This is a genomic window from Halorussus marinus, from assembly GCF_004765795.1.
Lineage (GTDB): Archaea > Halobacteriota > Halobacteria > Halobacteriales > Haladaptataceae > Halorussus > Halorussus marinus.
Map to the genome: position 1 here is coordinate 1 of NZ_SBIV01000002.1, position 22862 is coordinate 22862.

Annotated in this window: 28 protein-coding genes, 2 tRNA genes and 1 pseudogene; 21 read left to right on the forward strand and 10 right to left on the reverse strand. The window is 67.6% G+C overall.

What is annotated here, in order from left to right; genetic code table 11:
• Together EPY72_RS03860 and EPY72_RS19780 are read left to right on the forward strand one after the other, a co-directional pair.
• Positions 1-106, forward strand: a pseudogene (locus EPY72_RS03860) (IS5/IS1182 family transposase); the annotation flags it as partial.
• A 21-nt stretch (positions 107-127) separates the two neighbouring features.
• The gene (locus tag EPY72_RS19780) at positions 128-736 is read left to right on the forward strand and encodes a hypothetical protein (RefSeq protein WP_244605522.1); all 609 of its coding nucleotides are present in this window, start codon (positions 128-130) and stop codon (positions 734-736) included.
• A 3-nt stretch (positions 737-739) separates the two neighbouring features.
• Here the strand turns inward: EPY72_RS19780 and EPY72_RS03870 are convergent, their stop codons facing one another.
• The gene (locus tag EPY72_RS03870; protein WP_135805645.1) at positions 740-952 is read right to left on the reverse strand and encodes a DUF7976 family protein; all 213 of its coding nucleotides are present in this window, start codon (positions 950-952) and stop codon (positions 740-742) included.
• A gap of 3 nt (positions 953-955) precedes the next feature.
• Positions 956-1990, reverse strand: coding sequence for an Mrp/NBP35 family ATP-binding protein (locus tag EPY72_RS03875; protein ID WP_135805646.1), 1035 nt, complete (start codon positions 1988-1990; stop codon positions 956-958).
• Positions 1991-2200: 210 nt separating this feature from the next.
• On the opposite strand from EPY72_RS03875, the gene moaA reads away from it, so the two are divergent.
• The 16 genes from moaA (at position 2201) to EPY72_RS03955 (ending at position 11308) form a co-directional block, all read left to right on the forward strand.
• Entirely contained in the window at positions 2201-3208 is a 1008-nt protein-coding gene (gene moaA, locus EPY72_RS03880; protein WP_134669060.1) for a GTP 3',8-cyclase MoaA, read from the forward strand.
• A 50-nt stretch (positions 3209-3258) separates the two neighbouring features.
• On the forward strand, positions 3259-3585 hold the full coding sequence (locus tag EPY72_RS03885) for a hypothetical protein (protein WP_135805647.1): 327 nt from the start codon (positions 3259-3261) through the stop codon (positions 3583-3585).
• Between the two features lie 132 nt (positions 3586-3717).
• Positions 3718-3802: transfer RNA gene (locus EPY72_RS03890), tRNA-Ser, on the forward strand.
• A 16-nt stretch (positions 3803-3818) separates the two neighbouring features.
• The gene (locus EPY72_RS03895; RefSeq protein ID WP_134669064.1) at positions 3819-4340 is read left to right on the forward strand and encodes a 30S ribosomal protein S13; all 522 of its coding nucleotides are present in this window, start codon (positions 3819-3821) and stop codon (positions 4338-4340) included.
• Complete coding sequence (locus EPY72_RS03900) at positions 4340-4864, forward strand: 30S ribosomal protein S4 (RefSeq protein ID WP_134669066.1); 525 nt, start codon at positions 4340-4342, stop codon at positions 4862-4864. The genes EPY72_RS03895 and EPY72_RS03900 overlap by 1 nt, the downstream gene beginning before the upstream one ends.
• Complete coding sequence (locus EPY72_RS03905; RefSeq protein ID WP_134669068.1) at positions 4861-5253, forward strand: 30S ribosomal protein S11; 393 nt, start codon at positions 4861-4863, stop codon at positions 5251-5253. Before EPY72_RS03900 ends, EPY72_RS03905 begins: the two co-directional genes overlap by 4 nt.
• Before the next feature lie 3 nt (positions 5254-5256).
• The gene (locus EPY72_RS03910; protein ID WP_134669070.1) at positions 5257-6003 is read left to right on the forward strand and encodes a DNA-directed RNA polymerase subunit D; all 747 of its coding nucleotides are present in this window, start codon (positions 5257-5259) and stop codon (positions 6001-6003) included.
• Between the two features lie 164 nt (positions 6004-6167).
• Positions 6168-6252: transfer RNA gene (locus EPY72_RS03915), tRNA-Leu, on the forward strand.
• Between the two features lie 33 nt (positions 6253-6285).
• Positions 6286-6639, forward strand: a complete 354-nt coding sequence (locus EPY72_RS03920) for a 50S ribosomal protein L18e (protein WP_134669072.1) — start codon at positions 6286-6288, stop codon at positions 6637-6639.
• Positions 6636-7073: a 50S ribosomal protein L13 gene (locus EPY72_RS03925; protein WP_134669074.1), complete on the forward strand. Its 438-nt coding sequence runs from the start codon at positions 6636-6638 to the stop codon at positions 7071-7073. Before EPY72_RS03920 ends, EPY72_RS03925 begins: the two co-directional genes overlap by 4 nt.
• On the forward strand, positions 7067-7465 hold the full coding sequence (locus EPY72_RS03930; RefSeq protein WP_134669076.1) for a 30S ribosomal protein S9: 399 nt from the start codon (positions 7067-7069) through the stop codon (positions 7463-7465). Before EPY72_RS03925 ends, EPY72_RS03930 begins: the two co-directional genes overlap by 7 nt.
• 44 nt (positions 7466-7509) lie before the next feature.
• Positions 7510-7710: a DNA-directed RNA polymerase subunit N gene (locus EPY72_RS03935; RefSeq protein ID WP_134669078.1), complete on the forward strand. Its 201-nt coding sequence runs from the start codon at positions 7510-7512 to the stop codon at positions 7708-7710.
• Positions 7710-7889 (forward strand): DNA-directed RNA polymerase subunit K, encoded by a 180-nt coding sequence (locus EPY72_RS03940; RefSeq protein ID WP_134669080.1) that lies wholly within the window; start codon positions 7710-7712, stop codon positions 7887-7889. The genes EPY72_RS03935 and EPY72_RS03940 overlap by 1 nt, the downstream gene beginning before the upstream one ends.
• Positions 7886-9097: a phosphopyruvate hydratase gene (gene eno / locus EPY72_RS03945; RefSeq protein ID WP_135805648.1), complete on the forward strand. Its 1212-nt coding sequence runs from the start codon at positions 7886-7888 to the stop codon at positions 9095-9097. The genes EPY72_RS03940 and eno overlap by 4 nt, the downstream gene beginning before the upstream one ends.
• Positions 9094-9891 (forward strand): 30S ribosomal protein S2, encoded by a 798-nt coding sequence (gene rpsB / locus EPY72_RS03950; RefSeq protein ID WP_134669084.1) that lies wholly within the window; start codon positions 9094-9096, stop codon positions 9889-9891. The genes eno and rpsB overlap by 4 nt, the downstream gene beginning before the upstream one ends.
• A gap of 211 nt (positions 9892-10102) precedes the next feature.
• Positions 10103-11308: an inorganic phosphate transporter gene (locus EPY72_RS03955; protein WP_135805649.1), complete on the forward strand. Its 1206-nt coding sequence runs from the start codon at positions 10103-10105 to the stop codon at positions 11306-11308.
• A gap of 18 nt (positions 11309-11326) precedes the next feature.
• Here the strand turns inward: EPY72_RS03955 and EPY72_RS03960 are convergent, their stop codons facing one another.
• The 3 genes from EPY72_RS03960 to EPY72_RS03970 all read right to left on the reverse strand — a co-directional run bounded on the left by EPY72_RS03960 (position 11327) and on the right by EPY72_RS03970 (position 13299).
• Entirely contained in the window at positions 11327-11755 is a 429-nt protein-coding gene (locus EPY72_RS03960) for a universal stress protein (RefSeq protein WP_134669088.1), read from the reverse strand.
• Between the two features lie 78 nt (positions 11756-11833).
• The gene (meaB, locus tag EPY72_RS03965; protein WP_135805650.1) at positions 11834-12886 is read right to left on the reverse strand and encodes a methylmalonyl Co-A mutase-associated GTPase MeaB; all 1053 of its coding nucleotides are present in this window, start codon (positions 12884-12886) and stop codon (positions 11834-11836) included.
• Positions 12883-13299, reverse strand: coding sequence for a cobalamin B12-binding domain-containing protein (locus EPY72_RS03970; RefSeq protein WP_134669092.1), 417 nt, complete (start codon positions 13297-13299; stop codon positions 12883-12885). The genes meaB and EPY72_RS03970 overlap by 4 nt, the downstream gene beginning before the upstream one ends.
• A 165-nt stretch (positions 13300-13464) precedes the next feature.
• Here EPY72_RS03970 and EPY72_RS03975 point away from each other — a divergent pair, with 165 nt between their 5' ends.
• Both EPY72_RS03975 and EPY72_RS03980 read left to right on the forward strand, forming a co-directional pair.
• On the forward strand, positions 13465-14079 hold the full coding sequence (locus EPY72_RS03975) for a DUF420 domain-containing protein (RefSeq protein ID WP_134669093.1): 615 nt from the start codon (positions 13465-13467) through the stop codon (positions 14077-14079).
• The gene (locus EPY72_RS03980) at positions 14076-14939 is read left to right on the forward strand and encodes a fructosamine kinase family protein (protein ID WP_135805651.1); all 864 of its coding nucleotides are present in this window, start codon (positions 14076-14078) and stop codon (positions 14937-14939) included. The genes EPY72_RS03975 and EPY72_RS03980 overlap by 4 nt, the downstream gene beginning before the upstream one ends.
• A gap of 293 nt (positions 14940-15232) precedes the next feature.
• Here the strand turns inward: EPY72_RS03980 and EPY72_RS03985 are convergent, their stop codons facing one another.
• From EPY72_RS03985 to EPY72_RS03995, 3 genes are all read right to left on the reverse strand, one after another.
• Positions 15233-15991 carry an ABC transporter permease gene (locus EPY72_RS03985; RefSeq protein ID WP_134669097.1) on the reverse strand — a complete coding sequence of 253 codons (759 nt, stop codon included), beginning with the start codon at positions 15989-15991 and terminating at the stop codon, positions 15233-15235.
• Complete coding sequence (locus EPY72_RS03990; RefSeq protein WP_135805652.1) at positions 15988-16971, reverse strand: ABC transporter ATP-binding protein; 984 nt, start codon at positions 16969-16971, stop codon at positions 15988-15990. The genes EPY72_RS03985 and EPY72_RS03990 overlap by 4 nt, the downstream gene beginning before the upstream one ends.
• An 82-nt stretch (positions 16972-17053) precedes the next feature.
• Positions 17054-19753 (reverse strand): PKD domain-containing protein, encoded by a 2700-nt coding sequence (locus tag EPY72_RS03995; protein ID WP_135805653.1) that lies wholly within the window; start codon positions 19751-19753, stop codon positions 17054-17056.
• A 198-nt stretch (positions 19754-19951) separates the two neighbouring features.
• On the opposite strand from EPY72_RS03995, the gene EPY72_RS19210 reads away from it, so the two are divergent.
• On the forward strand, positions 19952-20722 hold the full coding sequence (locus EPY72_RS19210; RefSeq protein ID WP_168215995.1) for a PGF-CTERM sorting domain-containing protein: 771 nt from the start codon (positions 19952-19954) through the stop codon (positions 20720-20722).
• Positions 20723-20760: 38 nt separating this feature from the next.
• Here EPY72_RS19210 and EPY72_RS04005 read toward each other — a convergent pair whose 3' ends face one another.
• Both EPY72_RS04005 and EPY72_RS04010 read right to left on the reverse strand, forming a co-directional pair.
• Positions 20761-21432, reverse strand: coding sequence for a DUF7546 family protein (locus EPY72_RS04005; RefSeq protein ID WP_134669102.1), 672 nt, complete (start codon positions 21430-21432; stop codon positions 20761-20763).
• Between the two features lie 2 nt (positions 21433-21434).
• Positions 21435-22844, reverse strand: coding sequence for a heme o synthase (locus EPY72_RS04010; RefSeq protein ID WP_135805654.1), 1410 nt, complete (start codon positions 22842-22844; stop codon positions 21435-21437).
• Positions 22845-22862 lie beyond the last annotated feature (18 nt).

Here is a 22862-nt window from a genome sequence, read left to right on the forward strand (position 1 = left end):
CCACGCACGAGCGCAGGTGTTTCTTGCCCTGTGCCTTCGCCTCGTCGTCGCTATCACCAACTACGAACGTGGAGACAATCCGGGAAGTACGATCATCAGGGTGTGACAAGAGTTCTATGACACCCTCGTGAACCAAGACAATCACACAGTCACCTTCTCGACGTACGGAAACCACACGCAGTTCAATTTCACCCGCGAGATCGACTCCAGCGATTCCGGATCGATACCGACTCCGAAAATCACCGACGTCGAGGTGACGATGGGAACCGCTAAGGGACAAGAGTCCGTCGTCGCCAACGTCACGCTGGCGAACCCGTCGGAGCAACTCTACAGCACGAAGCTCATGGTCCACACCGTCGGGACCGACGGCAGTCTGTATCCCGCCTCCGTTCGCCCGGGAGACACCCGGACGATCAGCGTCGAACTGCTCGACGAGCGCGACGCAGAAATCGCGGGCGAGGCGCGGTTGTACACCGGTAATATGACGACGGAAGACGGCGCAATCGATCAGGTCGAGTTCGCCGGGACCGTCGAGGACGACACGGCAGTCTGGAACGCGCCGTACGAACCCGTCCGGCCGACGTGGATGGACGACAACTACGAGTACGAGAACGCGAGCTACGAGCGTGACATCGGCGCGAAGTTGAGTCGAGGCCACGAAGTCGGCGGCGTCCCCGCCGTCTTCGTCGCCGCGGCGCTGGTGGTCGGACTCGTCAGCCTCCGGCGACTCCGATAGCGCTCAGGACTCTTTGGTCCGGAGGATCTCGCGCATGTTCAAGTAGATGTCCTTCGGCGACGTCTCCTCGTCCGGATCGTAGAGGTCGCTCACCCGGTAGAGCATCGCGGCGACCTGCTCGCTCTCGGAGGAGTCTCCGCGAACGTCGTCGGCGATCTCCCGGAGCCGTTCGGCGCGTTCGGGGTCGGAACCTTCGGTATCAGGGTCTTGGGACATGGCTCACTGTTGCGTTCGGCGTTTGATGATCCCGACGTTGTTGGCGACGTTCTCGGTCAGCACGCGGAACGCGTCGCCGGTGTCGCTGTCCTCGTCGAGCACGATGGGTTCGCCCTCGTCGCCGCCGGTCCGGACCGAGGGGTCGATCGGGATCGAGCCGAGGAACGGCATGTCGTTGTCTTCGGCGAACGCCGCGCCGCCGCCCCGCCCGAAGATGTCGTGTTCCCCGCCACAGTCCGGACACTTGAACGTCGCCATGTTCTCGGCGATCCCGAGGACGTTGGTGTCGTGCTTGCCGAACATCCGCAGGCCCTTGCGGGCGTCGTCGATCGCGACCTCTTGGGGCGTCGTGACGATGACCGCGCCCGTGACCGGGACGCTCTGGAGGAGCGTGAGCTGGGCGTCGCCGGTCCCCGGCGGGAGGTCGACGACCATGTAGTCGAGGTGACCCCACTCGACGTCCTCCCAGAGCTGGGTGAGAACCTTGTGGACCATCGGACCGCGCCAGATGACCGGATCGTCCTCGCCGACGAGAAACGCCATGCTCATCAGCTTCACGCCGAACTGCTCGGGCGGGATCATGGTCTCGTCTTCGGTCGCGGTCGGCACGTCGTCGGCGGCGACCATCCTCGGGACGTTGGGGCCGTACACGTCGGCGTCGAACAGTCCGACTCGCGCCCCGAGTTGGGAGAGGCCCGCGGCGATGTTGACCGCGACTGTCGACTTGCCGACGCCGCCCTTACCCGACGCGACCGCGATGATGTTCTCGACGTTCGGGAGCACCTGGTCGTCGGCCGCGACGTCATCGTCGACGCGCGCCGAGAGAGCGACCTCGAGGTCGTGGTCGGCCAGCACCTCGCGAACTCGATTCGCGATCGCCGTCTCGTTGGGGGAGTACGGCGCGCCGAGCGCGAGCGAAATCTCGACGGTGTCGCCCTCCACGGAGATGTCGTTGACGAGGTTCAGCGAGACGATATCGTCGCCGAGATCCGGGTCCTCGACCTCCCGGAGCAGGTCGCGTACCGCTGGTTCGTCCATGCGGGTGGGTAGGGTGCGAGCGAGCGATAAGGCTTGTGCAGTCCGGTGAGGACGAAGCGTGGGGACCCGACCCGGCGCCGGCGTGACAGCGATCGAACCGGAAAATGAAAACGACACCGGCCGGATCGCCGCACATATGTAACTATATTTGGTTACAACACGGCGTCGTTCGCCCGCGATTTTAAGGTGTCTCACGAGAAAGGATCGCATATGTTGGAGGACGACTTCGGGCGCGAGGTGTCTGGGGTGCGGGTCTCGCTCACGGACCGCTGTAACTTCGATTGCGTCTACTGTCACAACGAGGGGCTCGGCGACACCCGCGGACCGATGGACCCACAGGACGACGAGATGACCGCCGACGAGGTCGTCCGGTTTCTGGAAGTCGCTCGGGAGTTCGACGTCCGAAAGGTGAAGTTCACGGGCGGCGAGCCGATGTTGCGCCAGGACTTAGAGGAGATCATCCGACGCACGCCCGACGCGATGGAGGTGTCGCTGACCACGAACGGGACCTTCCTGCCCGGCCGCGCCGAGGACCTCGTCGACGCCGGACTCGAACGGGTCAACGTCTCACAGGACGCGCTCGACCCCGAGGCGTTCGCCGAGGTGACCGAGAGCGGCGCCTACGACCGCGTGATGGAGGGCGTCGACGCCGCGCTCGACGCCGGGCTCGATCCGGTGAAGCTCAACATGGTCGTGTTCGAGAAGACCGCGGGCTACGTGCCAGAGATGGTCGACCACGTCGCCGACAACGACGGGCTCCAGCTCCAGCTCATCGAGTACATGCCCGAGCTGACCGGCAAACCCGAGTGGGCGATCGACATAGACCGGGTCCACGGGTGGCTCGAAGAGCAGGCCGACGAGATCGAGATCCGAGAGATGCACGGCCGGCGGCGCTACTGGGTGGGCGGCGATGATGCGACCGAGGAGGCCGGCGCCCCGACGGACTCGTCGGGCCGCGGGATGGTCGAGATCGTCGACCCGGTCGAGAACGAGAGTTTCTGTGCGAACTGCCATCGCGTCCGCGTCACGCACGAAGGATACCTCAAGGGCTGTCTGAACCGCAACGACGACTTGCGGCCGATGGGTGCGATGACCAAGCCCGAGATCCGCGAGACGTTCCGCGAGACCGTGGCGAACCGGGTGCCTTACTACGGCGAGTATATGGTGAAAGGCGAGGGCGGGGAGTGGGAGATCAACGACGACTACATCGAGGTCTGATTCTCGCGGGCGGCCCGCACGCTTAACCGACTCTCGGGCCAACGTCCCGTATGAGCCATCTCGCCGAGACGTTCGGAGAGGTCGATGCCGAGGACATCGTGCGCGTCGTACTCGACGACGGGACCGAGTTCGAGGGGCGAGCCAGCCCCGTCGACTACGTCCCCGACGAATCGTTGCGGGTCGAGGTCCGACCCCGAGATCGAGCGGGCGAACGCTACGAGATCAGCGGGGAGTACGACGAAGGGTGGAGCGACTTGACGGTCCGACGGGCCGACATGGACGGCGACGAGACCGAATGGGCGCGACTGGGGACCGTCGAGAGCCTCGAAGCCCGCGACGCCGGGGGCGACGTGAGCGCCGACAGCGACGAGTCGTAGGTCGAGACGCCGGCCCGGCCGCCCCTCGGCGATTCGTTGCGTTTATATGTGTCCCCTGGGTACGTTGAGTTGCAAACCTGTAGGGGCGCCGGGTCCCGAGTCCGAGAGGGCGACAGTGAATGCACGAAACGTGTCGAGGTAGCCTAGTCTGGCCCACGGCGCAGGGTTGCTAACTCTGTGGCGTCAAGCCTCGAGGGTTCAAATCCCTCCCTCGACGCTTTCAGTACCCAACTATGAGCACGGAAGAACCACAGGAGGAAGACGAGGACCTCCAGTACTTCGTTCGCATCGGGCGCACAGACCTCGATGGGACGAAGACTGTCGAGCGATCCCTCTCCGAGATGAACGGGATCGGTCGCCGAGCGGCGCGCATCATCGCCGACAAGGCGGGCGTCGACCGAACGGCGACGTTCGGCCGTCTCGACGACGACAAGATCGACTCGGTCGTCGACGCCGTCGAGAGCTTCGCCGACGAGGTCCCAGAATGGCTCGCGAATCACCGCAACGACTACTTCTCCGGTGAGACCACCCACGAGACGGGCAACGATCTGAACATGACCCGTCGTCAGGACATCAACCGGATGAAGATGATCGACTCGTACAAGGGCGTCCGTCACAAGCGCGGCCAGAAGGTCCGCGGACAGCGGACCCGCTCGACCGGCCGTACGGAGGGCACTATCGGCGTCAACGTCGAGGAGATCAAAGAAGAGCAGGCCGCCGAAGAGGCCGCCGACGAGGAGGGTGGTGAGGAATAATGGCGCTCGGACAGAACACCAAATCGTACGAGACGCCGAACCACCCCTTCCAGGGCGAGCGCATCTCCGAGGAGAGCGGTCTGGTCGACCGCTACGGACTCCACAACAAAGAAGAGCTCTGGCGCGCCCAGTCGGAACTTCGCGGCTTCCGCCGGGAAGCCCGCGACATCCTCGGCCAGCGAGCGCAGGGCGACGTCGAAGCGACCGAGGGCTCGGAGTTCGTCTCCCGGCTCAAGCGACTCGGCATCCTCGACGACGGCGACGAACTCGACGACGTGTTGCTCCTGGAAGTGACCGACGTCCTGGAGCGCCGGCTCCAGACGGTCGCCTACCGAAAGGGGCTGGCCCAGACGCCCCAGCAGGCGCGTCAGTTCGTGGTCCACGGCCACGTCACCGTCGACGGTCAGCGCGTTCAGGCGCCCTCGTACAAGGTCGAGGTCGCCGAGCAAGACACCGTCGCGTTCGACGAGAACAGCCCGCTGGCGGACGACCTTCACCCCGCGCGATCGGAGGGTAACGAATGAGCGCAAACGAAGACGGCAAATGGGGCGTAGCCCACGTACACGCATCGTTCAACAACACCATCATCACGGTCACTGACCTGACCGGCGCCGAGACCATCGCGAAGTCCTCGGGCGGGACCGTCGTCAAGCAGAACCGCGACGAGTCCTCGCCGTACGCGGCCATGCAGATGGCCGAGACGGTCGCCGAGGACGTCAAAGACGCCGGTATCGAGGGCGTCCACGTTCGGGTCCGCGGCCCCGGCGGGAATCTCCAGCAGAACCCCGGTCCGGGCGCGCAGGCGACGATCCGCGCGCTCGCCCGCGCCGGACTCGAGATCGGTCGCATCGAGGACGTGACCCCGATCCCGCACGACGGCACCCGAGCGCCGAAAGGAAAGAGTGGATTCTAATCCATGAGCGAGGACTTCGACGTTGAGTTCATCGAACGCGGGGACCGAGACTCCCGGTTCCTCGTCCGGGGCGTGACGCCGGCGTTCGCCAACGGCATCCGCCGGGCGATCATCGCCGACGTGCCGACGCTCTCGATCGACACCGTTCGGTTCATCGAGAACTCGTCGGTCATGTTCGACGAGCAGATCGGGCTCCGACTGGGTCTGGTCCCGCTCAGCACGCCGCTGGGCGAGTTCGAAGAGGGCGACAGCGTCACCCTCAGCCTCGACGTGTCGGGGCCGGGGACCGCCTACTCGGGCGACCTCGTCAGCTCCGACGAGATGGTCCAGCCGGCCGACGACAACGTCCCCATCATCGACCTGAAGGACGGCCAGCGTCTCGAACTCGAGGCCGACGCCGTCCTCTCGACGGGGAAAGACCACGCCAAACATCAGGGCGGCGTGGCCGTCGGCTACCGACACCTCCAGCGCGTGGAGGTCGTCGGCGACCGCGACGCCTACGACGAGGCCGAGACCAACATCCTTCGCGGGGTCATCGAGGACGACGGTGAACTCGTCCCGACCGAGGCGTTCGACCACGACCTCACGAACCGCTACCCCGGCAAGGAGCTCGAAGTCCACGACGTGGACAACGCGTTCGTGTTCAGCGTCGAGAGCGACGGCTCGCTACCGGTCGACGACCTCGTCACCGCGGCGGCCGACTCGATCGCTTCCCGCGCCGACGAACTCGAACAGGCCGTACAGCTATAGAACAATGCAGGGCACTTCGAACCGCGTTTCGGCGCCGCTCGCCCGGTCCGGCCAGCGACGCAATCGCAAGCCGGGAGCGCGACGGCGGACGCAGACCGAAACAGGTTTGAAGGGCCACCCACTACACACAGTTGCCCGCGACGGGCTGCACGTGTGTTCTACGTGCAGGGATAGCCAAGTCAGGCCAACGGCGCAGCGTTCAGGGCGCTGTCTCGTAGGAGTCCGCAGGTTCAAATCCTGCTCCCTGCACTTCAGTTTTCATTCCCATCAGGAGGAAGCACTATGAGCAAGACAAATCCGAGGCTCAGCAGTCTCATCGCCGATCTGAAGTCGGAGGCCCGCAGTTCGGGCGCCGACGTGTGGAGTACTGTCGCAGATCGCCTCGAGAAGCCCCGAAGCACGCACGCGGAAGTCAACCTCGGCCGCATCGAGCGGTACGCCGAGGAAGACGAGACCGTCATCGTGCCCGGCAAGGTTCTCGGGAGCGGCGTTCTGCAGAAAAACGTCACCGTCGCCGCAGTGGACTTCTCGTCCACCGCGGAGACGAAGATTCAGCAGGCAGACGGTGAGACGCTCAAGCTCGAACAGGCAATCGAACAGAACCCCGACGGCTCGAACGTACGGGTGATCCGATGAGTATCGCAGAATTCGACGCAGACGTCGTCGTCGACGCCCGCGACTGTATTCTCGGTCGCGTGGCAAGTCAGGTCGCACAGCGCGCGCTCGACGGCGAGCGCGTCGCCGTCGTCAACGCCGAGGACGCGGTCATCACCGGCAGCGAGGACGACGTGATGGAGACCTACGAGAAGCGCGCCGAACTTGGGTCGGACAGCGGTCCGTACTACCCCAAGCGGCCGGACATGATCTTCAAGCGCGCGATCCGCGGGATGGTTCCGTACAAGAAGACCCGCGGGCGCGAGGCGTTCGAGAACGTCCGGGTCTACGTCGGCAACCCCCACGACGAGGACAGCGAGGTCCTCGAGGGCACGTCGCTGGACCGGCTCTCGAACATTCGGTTCGTCCAACTGGGCGACATCAGCAAGAATCTGGGTGCTAACGTCACATGGTAACCAACACGAGCGGCAAGAAGAAGACGGCCATCGCCCGTGCGACGGTCACGGACGGCGAGGGTCGCGTGCGAATCAACTCCCGACCAGTCGAACTGATCGAACCGGAGACGGCCCGACTGAAGATGCTCGAACCGTTCCGCATCGCCGGCGAGGAACGCCGCGACGCGGTCGACGTCGAGATCGACGTGCAGGGCGGCGGCGTCAGCGGGCAGGCCGACGCGGTTCGGACCGCGATCGCTCGCGGACTCGTCCAGCACACCAGCGACGCCGAACTCCGGGACGCGTTCACCGAGTTCGACCGGTCGCTTTTGGTCAACGACTCCCGGCGCTCCGAGCCCAAGAAGTGGGGCGGCCCCGGCGCTCGCGCGCGCTACCAGAAGTCCTACCGCTGATTACCATGACAGGAAACCCGCGGTCCACGGAGGCCCGATAACCCATGATGGTACCGGTCCGTTGTTTCACATGCGGGAAGGTCGTCGGGGAGTACTGGGAGGAGTTCAAGGCGCGCTCCGAGACGAAAGAGGGCGACGAGGACCCCGAGAAGGTCCTCGACGAACTCGGCGTCGAGCGACAGTGCTGTCGCCGGATGCTCGTCTCGCACAAGGACCTCGTCGACATCGTCTCCCCCTACCAGTAATGGCTCAGCAACGCTACTCCCGGTACGAGAAGGCACGCATCATCGGGGCCCGAGCCCTGCAGGTGTCGTACGGCGCACCGGTGCTGGTCGAGACCGACCAGACCGAGCCCATCCTCATCGCGGCCGAGGAGTACGACGCCGGCGTCCTTCCGTTCACGGTGCGACGAGGCGAGCGATGACGCTGGTCAGCGAGGTCCGACTCCGCCAGATCCTCGACTCCCGAGGCAACCGGACGGTCGAGGCCGACGTGATAACCGAGAGCGGCGGGTTCGGCCGGGCGGCGGCCCCGAGCGGGGCGTCGACCGGCGAGTACGAGGCGATCGAACTCGACCCGACCGAGGCCATCGCCTCGGCCCGGGAACACGCCGTCCCTCGACTCGAAGGGCAGGTGTACGTCGGCGATCAACGCGACGTCGACCGCACCCTCCGGGCCGCGGACGGCACCGACGACTTCTCCGAGATCGGCGCGAACAGCGCGGTCGCGATCAGCATGGCCGCCGCGAAGGCGGCCACGGACGTGCTCGGCACGCCGCTGTACCAGCATCTCGGCGGCGCGTTCCGGGGCGACGAGCTCCCGACGCCGCTCGGTAACGTGGTCGGCGGCGGCGAGCACGCCGCCGACGCGACCGCGATTCAGGAGTTCCTCGCGGCGCCCGTCGGCGCCCCGAGCGTCCAGGACGCGGTGTTCGCCAACGCGGCGGTCCACCAGGAGGTCCACGATCGCCTCGACGACCGAGGCATCGCCGCCGGCAAGGGCGACGAGGGCGCGTGGGCGCCGTCGATCGACGACGACGAGGCGTTCGAACTCGTCGACGCGGCGGTCGAGACCGTCGCCGAGGAGTTCGGCTTCGAGATTCGGTTCGGCCTCGATATGGCCGGCGCCGAACTCTACGACGCCGACGAAGAGGCGTACGTCTACCGCGAGACCACCCGCGACGCCGACGAGCAGATCGCGTACGTCGCCGACCTCGTCGACGAGTACGACCTCGCGTACGTCGAGGACCCGCTCGACGAGAACGACTACGAGGGCTTTGCCGAGCTGACCGACCGGGTCGGCGACCGGACGCTGGTCTGTGGCGACGATCTGTTCGTCACCAACGTCGAGCGACTCCGGACGGGCATCGAGCAGGAGGCGGCCAACGCCATTCTGGTCAAGCCCAACCAGATCGGCACCCTCTCGGACGCCGTCGACGCCGTCGAGCTCGCGGTCGAGAACGGCTACCGACCGGTCATCTCCCACCGGAGCGGAGAGACCGAAGACACGACTATCGCACACCTCGCCGCGGCGACCGCCGCCCCGTACATCAAGACGGGCGCGGTCGGCGGCGAGCGAACCGCGAAGCTGAACGAGCTCATCCGTATCGAGCAGAACGTTTCCACACCATGAGTGACAACGAGAGCGAACAGGTAGAAGACGAAGGCCTCGAAGCCGCCGAATCGGAGACCGACCTCGAAGCAGAGGGCGAATCCGGTGCGGAGCCGTCGGTCGACGCCGACGACGACGTGGCGGCAGAGGCTGACGACGACCAGACGACCGACGACGCCGAAGTCGAGGACGCCGGCCCGAGCCTCGACGAGGACGTCATGGACAACCAGGAGGAGGCCGACCTCCTCATCCCCGTCGACGAGTACCTCGGCGCTGGGGTCCACATCGGGACCCAGCAGAAGACCCAGGACATGGAGCGGTTCATCCACCGGGTCCGGACCGACGGGCTGTACGTCCTCGACGTCTCGAAGACCGACGAGCGCATCCGGACCGCCGCGGACTTCCTCGCGAACTACGACCCCGAGCAGGTGCTCGTCACCTCCTCGCGCCAGTACGGTCGATTCCCGGCCGAGAAGTTCGCCGACGCCGTGGGCGCGCGGGCCCGTACGGGCCGGTTCATCCCCGGCACGCTCACCAACCCCAAGTACGACGGCTACATCGAGCCCGACGTGCTCGTCGTGACCGACCCCATCGGCGACGCCCAAGCTGTCAAGGAGGCCATCACTGTGGGCATCCCGGTCATCGCGATGTGCGACTCGAACAACAACACTTCGAACGTCGACCTCGTCGTCCCGACGAACAACAAGGGTCGCAAGGCCCTGTCGGTCGTCTACTGGCTGCTGGCCAACGAGACGCTCGATCGGCGCGGCGCCGAGCCCGCCTACTCGCTCGACGACTTCGAGAGCGGGATCTAACGCGGGCTTTCTGCGTTCGTGGTCGTATTTCGCACGAATGCTCGTAGCGACGGCCGCGACCGGCGAACGCTTTTGTCCGTCCGTCAGAATGTCTCTCTATGATCGACAGCGACGAGTTCGAATCCGGCACAAGAGTGAGGTTTCGGGACGTCCGAGCGAGGATCCGCCCCGCGAGCGGTCGCGCCCGGCCCGGTGACGTCCGGAGAGCCGCGTGACGCCGGCGTTCTGGGGGCTGGTCGTGCTCGCCACCGCCACCGGACTGGTCGCGGCGTGGGCGCTCGGCGCGAACAGCAACTCGCCGCCGTTCGCCCCCGCCATCGGCGCGAACGCGATCTCCACGATGCGTGCGGCGTTCCTCATCGGGATCCTCGCCGCACTGGGGGCGTTCGTGCAGGGCGGGAGCATCTCCGAGACGGTCGGCGCCGGCCTCGTCGACGGCGTCGCGATCACGCCGCTGGCCGCGACCGCCGGGCTGTTGACCGCCACCGGGTTCATGGCGTTCGGCGTCTACACCGGCTATCCGGTGCCCGCGGCGTTCGCGACGACCGGTGCGATGGTCGGGGTCGGGCTCTCGCTCGGCGGGGATCCGACGTTCGAGACGTACCGCCGAATCGGGACGTTCTGGGTTCTGGTGCCGCCGATGTCCGGCGGACTGGCGTACCTCACTGCCACGGTCTTGCGCCGCGACGACGTTCCCGACACCGTCGGCATCCCGCTGTTGGCCGCCCTCGTCGCGGGGATCCTCGCGCATATCCGGCTGAGCGTCGTCCCCTCGCCGCCGGAAGTCAGTCAGGCGTCGGTCGCGGAGTTCGCCGCGCGAACTGTCGACACCCCCGCCGTTGGCGGCGTCGACGTACTCACCGTCGTCACGACGCTGGCGTTCGCCGCCGCGGGCTTCCAGTTCATCCGACGCCGGACACAGCAGTCCGTCGAACGGGGGACCCGGACGTTTCTGGTCGGACTCGGGAGCGTCGTCGCCTTCTCCAGCGGCGGGAGTCAGGTCGGGCTGGCGACGGGGCCGCTGGAAAATCTCTACCGGGTCGAACTCGGCGCGCCCGGGATCGTCCTGCTGGCGATCGGCGCGGCCGGCATCCTCGCCGGCGCGTGGATGGGCTCGCCCCGGCTCCTCCAGGCGACCTCGCGCGAATACGCCCAGCTCGGCGCTCGGCGGTCCATCGCGGCCCTCGTGCCGGGGTTCGTCATCGCACAGCTCGCGATCGCGTTCGGAATCCCGATCTCGTTCAACAACATCATCATCTCCGGGGTCATCGGCGGCGGGCTCGCCGCCGGATCGGCCGGCGTCTCCCGCCGGAAGATCGGGGTGACGCTTGCGTTCTGGGTCGTCACGCTCGTGACCTCGATCGTGATCGGATTCGGACTCTACCGGACGCTCTCGTCGGTTCTCGGGCTCCGATAGGTCGGCGGTCGGCGAGCGCTACCGGACGACGGTCACCGTGACGGGCGCTCGGGCGACGACGTTCGTCGCGACCGTCCCCAGCAGTCGGGCGGTCAGGCCGGTCTCGCCGCCGTGGCCGCCCATGACGATGTGGTCGACCGCGGAGGCGTCGGCGTACGCGAGTATCGTCTCGACCGGGTCGCCCGTCTCGACCGCGGTATCGACCGTTCGATCGACCTCCCGTGCGCGGGTTTCCGCCCGCTCGATCAGCTCGGCCGCGCGCTCGCGGGCTTCGGTGTGGCGTCGCTCGTTCGGGTCGAGGACGCCGCTCTCGATCATCGATTCGTCGATCGGCGTCACGACGTTCAGCACCGTGACGCGACAGTCGAAGGTCTCGAGGGCGTGGACGAGCGCTCGGTCAGCGAGCGGCGAGCCGTCGATGGGAACGAGGACGTGGTCGGGCGCCATACCGACGCTATCGCTCCCGCGTACAAGTACCCACCCCCGACAACTCGATCTCGCCGCGGAATCCGAGGCCGGGCCGACTCACTCCCGGGGCGCTTCTAGACACCGTTCGAGCGGTTCGATGACCTCGTCGGCGACCGCGTACGGATCGGTCTCGCAGGCGACCACGTCCGCGAGCAGTTCCTCCATCCCACCGCGGCGCTCGATCTCGGCTTCGAGGAGCTGTCCGACGTCCTCCCGGAGGAGGTTGCGGATCTCCTCGGCGTATCTGGTCCGGGCCTTGGCTTCGAGCGCGCCCGACGACTCCAGATAGTCGTAGTGGTCGGCGAGCGTCTCGACCAGTCGCTCGACCCCCTCGCCGGTCTTGGCGACCGTCTCGACGACGCTCGGCGTCCAGCCCTCGTCGTCGGCCCGCTCGTCGGCGTCGCCGTCCGAGACCGCGCTCGCGCCGTGGTGGCCCGTCGCGAGGTTCGCGGTGCGGTCGGTCTGCATGTGGATCATCTCTCGGAGCTCCTGGACGGTGCGGTCCGCGCCGTCGAGGTCGGCCTTGTTGACGACGAACACGTCGCCGATCTCGAGGATGCCGGCCTTGAGCATCTGGACGTTGTCGCCGCTCTCGGGCGGGACCAGCACCGCCACGGTGTCGGCGGTCTTCACCACGTCGATCTCGTTCTGGCCGGCGCCGACGGTCTCGATGAGGATCTTGTCCTTTCCGAAGGCGTCTAAGGCCTTTACCGCGTCCGTGGTCGCGGTCGAGAGCCCGCCGAGCGTCCCGCGGGCGCTCATCGACCGGAAGAACACGTCCATGTCGCCGACGTTACTCGCCATCCGGATGCGGTCGCCAAGCACCGCCCCGCCGGTGAACGGCGAGGAGGGGTCGACCGCGATGACCCCGACGGTCTCGCCGCGCTCGCGGTAGTAGTCCGCGAGCTTGTCGACCAGCGTCGACTTGCCGGCGCCCGGACTGCCGGTGATGCCGACGACCTCGGCGTCGCCGGTGTGGGCGTGAAGCGCCGAGACCAGTTCGCGGTAGCCGGGGTCGCGGTTTTCGATCTTGGTGATGACGCGGGCGAGCGCGCGGTGTTTGCCCGCCAGCAGTTCCTCGAGCAGTTCGTCGTGGTCGGGCGCGCTCATCGCTGTGGAGCGTTCTCGCGGACGAACTCGACGGTCTCTTCCATCGGCGTGCCGGGGCCGAACACCTCGGCGACGCCGAGGTCTTTGAGTTCGGCCTTGTCGTCGTCGGGGACCACGCCGCCGACCAGCACGAGCGTGTCCTCGAACGCGTCGTACTCCTTCAGCCCGTCGATGACCTTCGGGATCAGGGTGTTGTGAGCCCCCGAGAGGATAGAGATGCCGAGGACGTTGACGTCCTCCTGGACCGCCGCCTGCACGATCTCGTCCGGGGCGTTGTGGAGCCCGGAGTAGATGACCTCGAACCCCGCGTCCCGGAACGCTCGGGCGATGACGTGCGCCCCCCGGTCGTGACCGTCGAGACCGACCTTGGCGACGAGACAGCGGATCGACTGCTGTTCCTGGTCTGCGCTCATACCTACCGATTCCGTCCGTTCGGGTTTCACTTTAACGGAAACATTTGCGAAAGTTCATTTGGATTCGCCCAAACGGGGTTGGAGAAACGCCCGACTGCGGTCGCTTCGTCGCCGGCCGAACGCCGGACAGGAACGCTCTTGGGCCGGTAGTCCCAACCACCGGACATGGCAACCGCAACGGCGAGGCGCCGGGTGAAAAACAACCCCCGCGCCGCGACCGCGATTCTCTCGGCGGTGGGGTACGTGCTCGTGCTCGGGACGTTCGCGGGACTGCTCCCGATCTATCCGGAGCTCTCGCGGGCGACCACCGACCTGTTCAGCCACGCCATCGCGGCGGTCAACACGGTCGCGCTCACCGCCCTCCTGCTCGGGTGGCGGTGGATCCGCCGCGAGGAGGTCCGCAAACACCGGGCCGCGATGCTGACCGCGTTCGGGCTCATCCTCCTGTTTCTGGTGCTCTACCTCGTGAAGATCGGCGGCGGCGGCGAGAAGAGCATCGACGCGACCGGGCTGGTCTACTACGCGTACCTCATCATGCTGGCGATCCACATCGTCCTCTCAGCGGTCTCGGTGCCGGTCGTGATCCACGCCGTCGTGCTCGGGCTGACCCACACGCCGGCCGAGCTCCGCGAGACCGCCCACGCCCGCGTCGGGCGCATCGCGGCCGCCGCGTGGGGGCTGAGCCTCGCGCTCGGGATCGTGACCTACCTCATGCTCAACCACATCTACGGCGTCGAGGAGTATCTCGCGGCGCTCGCGCCGGTCGTCTGGCGCCGATGAGCCAGCCCGACGTCGGCTCGCGCGTCGCCGACGCGCTCGACACGGCCGTCGAGGAGGTCTCGGCGCTCGAGGGCGGCGAGGTCGGCGCGGTCTTCCGGACTACCCTCGCCGACGGTCACACCGTCGTCGCCAAGACGGGCCCGACGCCCCTCGGAGTCGAGGCCGAGATGCTGGCGTTTCTGGGCGATCGGGGCCTGCCCGTCCCCGAGGTCGTCCACGGAAGCGACGATCTGCTGGTGGTAGAGTACGTCGCCGGCGACGGCGACCTCACCGCCGACGCCGAACGCGACGCGGCCCGTCACCTCGCCGCGCTCCACGAGGAGTCCCCGCGGAAAGAGCGGCGAGCCTACGGCTTCCCGTTCGACACCCTCGACGGGCCGTACCGCCAGCCGAACCCGTGGACGGAGTCGTGGGCCGCGTTCTACCGCGACCACCGCCTGCTGTCCGTCGCGGCCAAGGCCCGAGCGGCGGGCGCGCTGTCGGCCGACCTGTTCGCCCGCGTCGAGTCGCTCGCCGCGGACCTCGAGTCGTTGCTCCCGTCGTCGCCGCCCGCATCGCTCCTCCACGGCGACGTCTGGGACGAGAACCTCGTGGTCCGGGACGGCGAGGTCCGGGCGTTTCTCGACCCCGCCTGCTACTTCGGCCACGCCGAGGTCGAACTCGCGTACGTCGACTTCGCGGGATCGTTCGGCGACGTCTTCTTCGACGCCTACGAGGCCGCCCGGGGTATCGACGCCGGGTTCTTCGAGGGGCGCCGCGAGGTCTATCAGCTCTACCCGGTGTTGGTCCACCTGCTGTACTTCGGGGACGACCGGTACGCGAACCGGCTTCGCGAGACGCTCGAAGCCCTCGGGCGCTGACCCGTCTCCGACCGGGTCGACGACGCCGAAGCCGCTCCAGTTGCCGAACACGTAGTCGCCCCGGAGGTCGGCCATCGCCTCGCCGTCGTAGACGTACCCGCCGACGACGACCGAGCCGTCGATGAACGCGGTCGTGCTCTTGGAGTGGGCGTACTGTATCTCCGGATCCCGAATGTCGGTCCCTCGCGGGCTCTCGGTCGAGCAGTCGGATACCGTCCCGTGCGGTAATCCAGAATGCGGAACGGTACGGCGCCGTTACGTCGTTTCGCTCGGATTACCGTCGGCGCTTGCGATCAGTCCGTCTCCGGGATCGCGTACGCGCCGGCGGCGAAAAAGGCGACCGCGAGCGCCGCCAGCACCGCCAGCTCGCCGGCGACCGGCCCGCCCGAAAACGTCAGTTGACGGACGCCGCGCGCGAAGTACGTCAGCGGCGAGACGTTCATCGCGGGCCGGAACCACGCCGGCAGGAGCGCCGGCGTGACGAACGTCTCCGAGAGAAAGAGCAGCGGGAGCGCGATGCCGTTGCTCGCGGCGATGACGCCGTCCTGCGAGTCGGCGGTGCTTCCCAGGATCGCGCCCAGTCCGCAAAACAGCGCGACCGCCAGCGCGGTAAACGCCGCCACCACCGCCAGATTCGCGGGGCCGAGCGCGAGGGCGGCGTCGGTCGCCAGCGTCAGCAGGCCGAGGATGAGCAACGCGGCGATCCCGATGATGAGGACGTTGACCAGCGTGTGGGCCAACAGCCACTCGGCCCGCGACAGCGGCGTGGTCGCCAGCTTCTCGAACCGGTTGCCCTCACGGTGGCGGGCCACGGTCGAGCCGACCCGCGACAGCGGCGTGAAAAGCACCACGACCGCCAGATACCCCGGGAGGTAGTAGCCCGGCGGCTCGGCGAACAGCCCGCCGCCGCCGGGATTGGTCCCCACCAGCACCGCGAAGATGAGGATGAGGATGACCGGGAAGAAGAAGGTGAAAAACACCGCGGTCCGGCGGCGGACGAACGCGTGCCACGCCGCGACCGCCTCGGATCGGATCCGGGCCGGCCCGCTCATCGGTCGCCCCCCGCGAGGACGGCATCGGTCGGCCCACCGACGCGGTCGGCGTCGTCGTCGCCGACCGTCCGGTCGGTCAGCCGGAGGAAGACGTCTTCGAGGTCGGGCTCTTTCCACGTCAGCGCGTCGTAGGCGACGCCCCGATCGTCGAGGGCCGCGACGACCGCGCCGATCCCCTCGGGATCGACCCCGCGGACGACCAGTCCGGCGTCGGTCGGCTCGGCGTCGAAGCCGTCGGCGAGCGCGGCCGCCGCGTCCGAGCCGTCGAGTGTGTCCGCGCTCTCGTCGGGCGCGGCGAACTCGACGACGAGTCGGCTTCGACCCGCGTGGTCGGCGACGAGCTCTGCGGGCGAGCCGACCGCGACGAGCTCGCCGCCTCCGAGCAGTCCGACGCGGTCGGCGAGCCGCTCGGCCTCCGCCATGTAGTGGGTCGTCAGGAAGACGGTCGTGCCGCCGGCGGCGAGGTCTTCGATTAGCCCCCAGAGGGCGCGCCGGCCCGCGGGGTCGATGCCGGTCGTCGGCTCGTCGAGAAAGAGCACGTCGGGGTCGTTGACCAGCGCGGTCCCGACGCAGGTCCGGCGGCGCTGGCCGCCCGAGAGGTTCTCGTAGCGGGTGTCGTCGGCCGCGTCGAGGCCGACCTCCGCGAGCACCGCGTCGGGGTCGCGGGCGTCGTCGTACAGCCCCGCGTAGTAGGCGACCAGCTCGCGCGCGGTGAGCCGTTCGGGCGGGTCGAACGACTGGGGGAGCAGTCCCAGCCGGGAGCGTTCGACCTCGTGCGGGCGTTCGCCCAGCACCGAGACCGTCCCCGAATCGAGGTCGGTCGTCCCCGTCAGGGCCCGGACCAGCGTGGTCTTGCCCGCGCCGTTGGGGCCGATGAGCGCGAACACCTCCCCGTCGGCCACCGAGAGCGAGACCCCGGCGAGCGCGGCGGTGTCGCCGTACGTCCGCCGGACCTCCTCGGCGACGATTGCGTCGGTCATGGCCGGAGGTTGGGCCGTTCGGGGGTAAGGGGTTTCGGAACGCTCCGAGAAGCGGAGACGGGCTGTCGGCGACTCCGGCCGGTTACTCGCCGGCCGGGGGCGAACGCCGCCCTATCAGCGCCGCGACGAGGAGTGCGACCAGCGCGGATCCGATGCCGAACCCGGGTACCTCGGACGTGACCGACCCCTCGTCGGCCGAATCCACCGAAACGCTCACCGGTCCGACCTCGGAGACCCGTCGGTCGCTGTCGTTGCGTCGGTCGAAGTAGTACACCGCCTCCCCGGTGAGATCGTACTCGCCGGGGTCGTTGAACCGGACGTGGACCCGCAGGGTTTGCTCGTCGCCCGGACCGACCGTGATGTAGTCGGTCCCTTTCCTGCTCACGACTTCCCCGCCCTCGACCGACGAGATAGACGCCCCCTCGGAGGGAAGTTCGAGACCGAGCTTCGCGTCGAGCGATCGGTTCCGGAGCCTGTTGGTCACCGTGAACGTGACGATGGCCTCGTCGCCGACCGACACGTTCGAGCGGTGGGAGGTGAACTGGAACGTCGCGCTCTTCTGAACGGTGAGCACGCGCGTGAGGACGCCCGGGACGCCCTCGCCGTCGACGACCTTGAGAGAGACGGTGTGCTTGCCGACCTCGTCGAACGAGTGTGACACCGTGTTCCCGTCCGCCTCGAACTCGCCGTCGGCGTCGAAGTCCCACTCGTAGCCGGTCACGTTGGCGGGAGAGCTCCCGGTGAACACGACGTCCATCCCGTCTTTGGGCGTCTCGGGACTCCACTCGAACGACGCCTCCGGCGGGACCGCCGCCCGAACCGTCTTGCGCTCGCGTACCCGGTTGCCGGTATCGTCCCCGACCGTCAGCGTCACGTTGTGCGTCCCGGGGTCCGAGAACGTCCGCTCGACGGTCCTCCCCCGGAACGTCCTGCCGTCCTCGAACTTCCAGACGTAGTCGGTGACCCGCCCGTCCGGGTCGCTGGACTCGGCGGCATCGAACCGGACGGCGTTCCCCGTCCCGACCGGGTTCGAACCGAACGAGAACTCAGCGGTCGGAGGCTCGCTGACGCCGACGGTGCGGGTCGTAGACGCCGTCTTCTCACCGTTGTCCGTGACTTCGAGGCGAACGCGGTACGATCCCTTCTCGGAGAACGAAATCGTCGCCGTCTGTCCCGACGCGACGTGGCGGTCGCCGACGTACCACGAGTAGTCGTGGATAGATCCGTCGGTGTCGTTCGATTCTGACGCGTCGAGTCGAACGTCGAGCCCGTCGTCGGTCGAGACCGTGTAGTCGAACCGGGGCTCGGGAGCGTCGTTCGAGACCGTTATCGTCCGGCTCACGGTCCGGGTCTCCTCGCCGTTATCGGTGACTTCGAGCCCGACTGTGTAGGTGCCGGCCGTCTCGAACGCAGTCGAGGCCGTCTGGCCGGTTGGTTCGCCCCAGCCGCCGTAGTCGCCGTCGCCGTTCGTGTCCCACACGTAGGAGGTGATTTGGCCGTCGGCGTCCGTCGAGCCCGACGCGTCAAGCGTCACCGTCTCGTCGGGCGCCGGCTCGGACGGCGAGAACGTGAAGTTCGGCTCTGGAGGCTCGTTGGTGACTGTTATCTGCTTGGTTACGGTCGTCGACTCCTGGCCGTTATCGGTGACTTCGAGCCCGACTGTGTAGGTGCCGGCGGTGTCGAACGCCACCGAAGCCGTCTGGCCGGTGGGCTCGCCGTAGTCGCCGTAATCGCCGTCGCCCTCCGTGTCCCACGCGTAGGACGTGATCTGGCCGTCGGCGTCCGTCGAGTCGGTGGCATCGAGCGCTATCTCCTCGTCGGGCGCCGGCTCGGACGGGGAGAAACTGAAGGTCGCAGTGGGCGCATCGTTCGTCACCGTCACCGACTTGCTGAACGTCTTCGATTTCCCGCCGTTGTCGGTGACTTCGAGCCCGACGGTGTACGTTCCGGCGGTGTCGAACGACATGGTCGCGGTCTGGCCGGTGGGCTCGCCGTAGTCGCCGTAATCGCCGTCGCCCTCCGTGTCCCAGTTGTACGACGTGATCCGGCCGTCGGCGTCCGTCGACCCCGACGCGTCCAGCGTCACCGTCTCGTCGGGGACCGGCTCGGATGGCGAGACGCTGAACGACGGTTCTGGCGCCTCGTTCGTCACCGTCACCGTCTCCGTCACGGTGTGGGTCTTACCGCCGTTGTCGGTCACTTTCAGCCCAACGGTGTAGGTCCCGTGGCTATCGAACGTCTTCTCGGCTGTCTGGCCGGTGGGCTCGCCGTAGTCGCCGTAGTCGCCGTCGCCCTCCGTGTCCCACGCGTAGGAGACGATCTCGCCGTCGGCGTCCGTCGACCCCGACGCGTCGAACGTCACGGTATCCCCCGCGACCGGGTCCGACGGCGTGTAACTGAACGACGCGGTCGGCGCTTCGTTGGTGACCCGTATCGTCTCGGTGTAGGTGTCGGTATCGCCGCTGTCGTCGGTCACTTTCAGCCCAACGGTGTAGGTCCCGTGGCTATCGAACGTCTTCTCGGCTGTCTGGCCGGTGGGCTCGCCGTAGTCGCCGTAGTCGCCATCGCCCTCCGTGTCCCACTCGTAAGAGGCGATCTCACCGTCGGCGTCCGTCGATCCCGACGCGTCGAACGTCACCGTGTCTCCCGCGACCGGATCCGAAGGGGAGTATTCGAACGTCGCAGTCGGTGATTGGCTCGCGCCCGCGAGACCTGCTCCGGAGAGAAGAAGCACTGCGACCACGACTGCGTACGAACGGCTGTCGAAAGTCATGAATTCCATTCGTATGTTGACCGTCAGATGTCGGCCTTATAGCTTTCGTTAGACGAGTAATTACAGATCAAGTATACGTCCGAGAAGTTGGATGAGTGCCCGACTGTGGCCCGACTATTCGTCTTATTGCTAGCTAATGCGCTACAGATTAGATGTAGTTAGCAAGATATAAGTCGGAATATCCGAGTGGAACGCACGAACTGAGAGATGATACGGAACACGACACGAGTCGTATCTGTCGCTATCGCATTCACGGTGTTGCTCTCCGCTCTCGCTCTCCCGGTCGGAGCGAGCGGTCTCGCTCTGGCGCAGGACGGCGGCAACGACGCGACTGCTACTGCGACGACGACGGAAACGACTACGACGACTGCTACGACAACGACGGCGACTACCTCTTCGACGACGGCGGAGACGACTACGACAGCCACTCCGACGACCGCAGAAACGACCACGACCGCGGCGTGTGAGCCGGGCAGTTCGGAGCCGAAGCTTTCCCAATCGCGGCTCTACGCCGCCCAGAAGACGGTCGAACCCGGAAGCCCCGGACGCATCGCCGGTGGCTTCCAGGTCGACCCGACTGCCCAGTGCCCGGTCGTGGTCCACATCACGATGTCGGTCCCTAGCGGAATGTCCATCGAGGGATCGTCGGACATCGCCAGCGCCGGTGCGGGGATGGTCACCGCGAAGTTTACCGTTCGCCCCGGCGCGAACGTCAAGGACATCGCCGCGAACGTGTACAGCCAGAACACCGGTCAGCGAACCGTCACCGCCGACATCCAGTACTGGCCGGAAGGCCACCAGGAGATGGCCCGCGAGATCGACGGGCTGAGATTCACCTACGACGTGAAAGAGCCAGCGACGCCCACGCAGACGGGGTCGGAAGACGGTGAGGGCCTCCAGATCTCCACGCCCGGCTTCGGTGTGATCGCGACGCTCGGTGCGCTCGTCTGTGCGTTCGCGCTTCTCCGGCGCGAGTAACTCCTTCTTCGTCCGATTTCGAGAACGCGTCGGATCGGTCACCGACCGACGGTCGGGCGCCACACCAACAGCCCGACGGTGACGGCGAACGCGACGGTCCCGAGCAGGTACGACCACTCGCTGGCGGCCGCCGCGACAGCCGTGCCGCTGCCCGCCACCGCGCCCGCGACGCTCGCGAGGACGGGCCACGTACAGCTCACGCACGAGACCAGCCCGAGCAGACCGGAGACGGCCGACCCGGCGGCGTCGAGGACCGACGCGTACACCAGATACGCAAGCGTCAGGTAGCCGACGACCTTGTACGGCATCAGAGTGAGCTGGACCGCCGTCCCGCTGTAGACGAGCGCCGGCCCCCAGCCGGGCGGGAGCCACGCCACCCGCCAGCCGAGCGCGTGGTCGACCCCGACCCCCGGCGAGACAAGCCCGCCGACCGACGCCAGCACGAGCAGGTAGCCCGCACCGATCGCCGCCCCGACGTACCGGGCGCGACTCGATTCGGCGACGAGGTCGGTTCGGCCCACCGCCAGCGCGCTGAGGTTGATCCAGACGAACGGGTAGACGAGGTAGCGCCACTCGGTGACGGTCACGTCCGCGACGAGGAGGTACGCGGCGGTCAGGATGATTTCGGTGTTGACGACGAGTCCGGCCCACAGCAACGCGTCCCGGTCGGGGGTCAGCCCCGCGAGGTCGAGATCGAGGGTGCGGCTCATAGTCAGAGGACCAGCGCGTCGGCGACGACCGCGAGCAACAATGCGCCGAGGTAGGCGTTCGAAGCGTGGAACGACCGGAACGCCGCCCGCTCGGTGCGCTCGTAGTGGAGGCGGACCACCGCCCAGAGGAAGAGGGCGCCGAACGCCACGCTGGTCGCGGCGTAGAGCCACCCCAGCGTCGTGACCGTCGAGAGCACGCCGGCCGCGAGCAGGGTCGCGCCGAGGTACAGCAGGATGTGCTTGCGGGTAACCGCCTCGCCGCGCACCACCGGCATCATCGGGAAGCCCCCGCGGGCGTAGTCGTCCTTGTACGCCAGCGCGAGGTTGTAGAAGTGGGCGGGCGTCCATAGGAAGATGACCCCCGCGAGCACGAGCGCTGGGACCCCGACGTCGCCCGTCACGGCGGCCCAACCGATCAGGGCCGGAAGCGCGCCCGCGAACCCACCGATGACCGTGTTCTGGACCGTGTTGGGCTTGAGGATGAGGGTGTAGACGACGCTGTAAAAGACGATGGCGAACAGACCCAGCACCGCCGCCAGGAGGTTCACCGAGAGGAACGCGACCAGCGAGAGCGCGGCCAACAGCAGGCCGAACGCCACGGCGTTGCGCACCGGGATCCGGCTCGTGGCGGCCGGGCGGTCGGCGGTCCGGTTCATCTTCCGGTCGACGTCCCGTTCGAGGACGTGGTTGAACGTGCCCGACGCCCCGATCGAGAGCACGCCGCCTGCGAGCGTCGCCACCACCGTTTCGACCCGAAGCGCGGGGCCGGCCGCGAGCGCCATGCCGGCCGACGCGACCAGACAGAGCAGCCACATCAGCCGGGGCTTCATCAGCCGGAAGTACGCGCCGACTGTCCGCCGAGCGCGTGCGAGCGCGGACGTGGGCGTCTCGCGGGGCTGGGTCGGGGCGTCGCTGGCCGGCGCCACCTCGTCGGGGTCCTCGACGCCGCGGGGCTCGTCGTGGGTCTCGGGTTCGAGCGTCCACGCGAGCGCGAGCACGACGCCCGAGAAGATTCCCATCCCGACGAGCAGGTGGAGCCCCGACAGCAACGCCGGGGTGGCGGTCGTCGCCGCGAGCGCGCCCATCCCGATCTGGACCGGGTAGAGCGCGGTCGCGATGCCGACGCCGAGTTTGACGCGACGCGAGACGTCCGAGCGGCGCAGGCCGACGACCGCGGTGGCCGCTAGCAACAAGCCGACGCCGAGCGCGGCGACCCGGTGCCCCCACGCGATCGCGAGCTGGGGATCGCCGAGCGGGACGACCCACTGGCCGTGACACGCGGGCCACGTCGGACACGCCGCGGCGGCGTCGGTCAGCGCGGTCGTCGCGCCGACGACCACCAAGAGGTAGACGCCGATCGCGGTCGCTGCGAGCAGCGAGACGAGCCGGCGGGGAGAGCCTTGTTCGGTCACGCGAATCCTTGGTCGTAT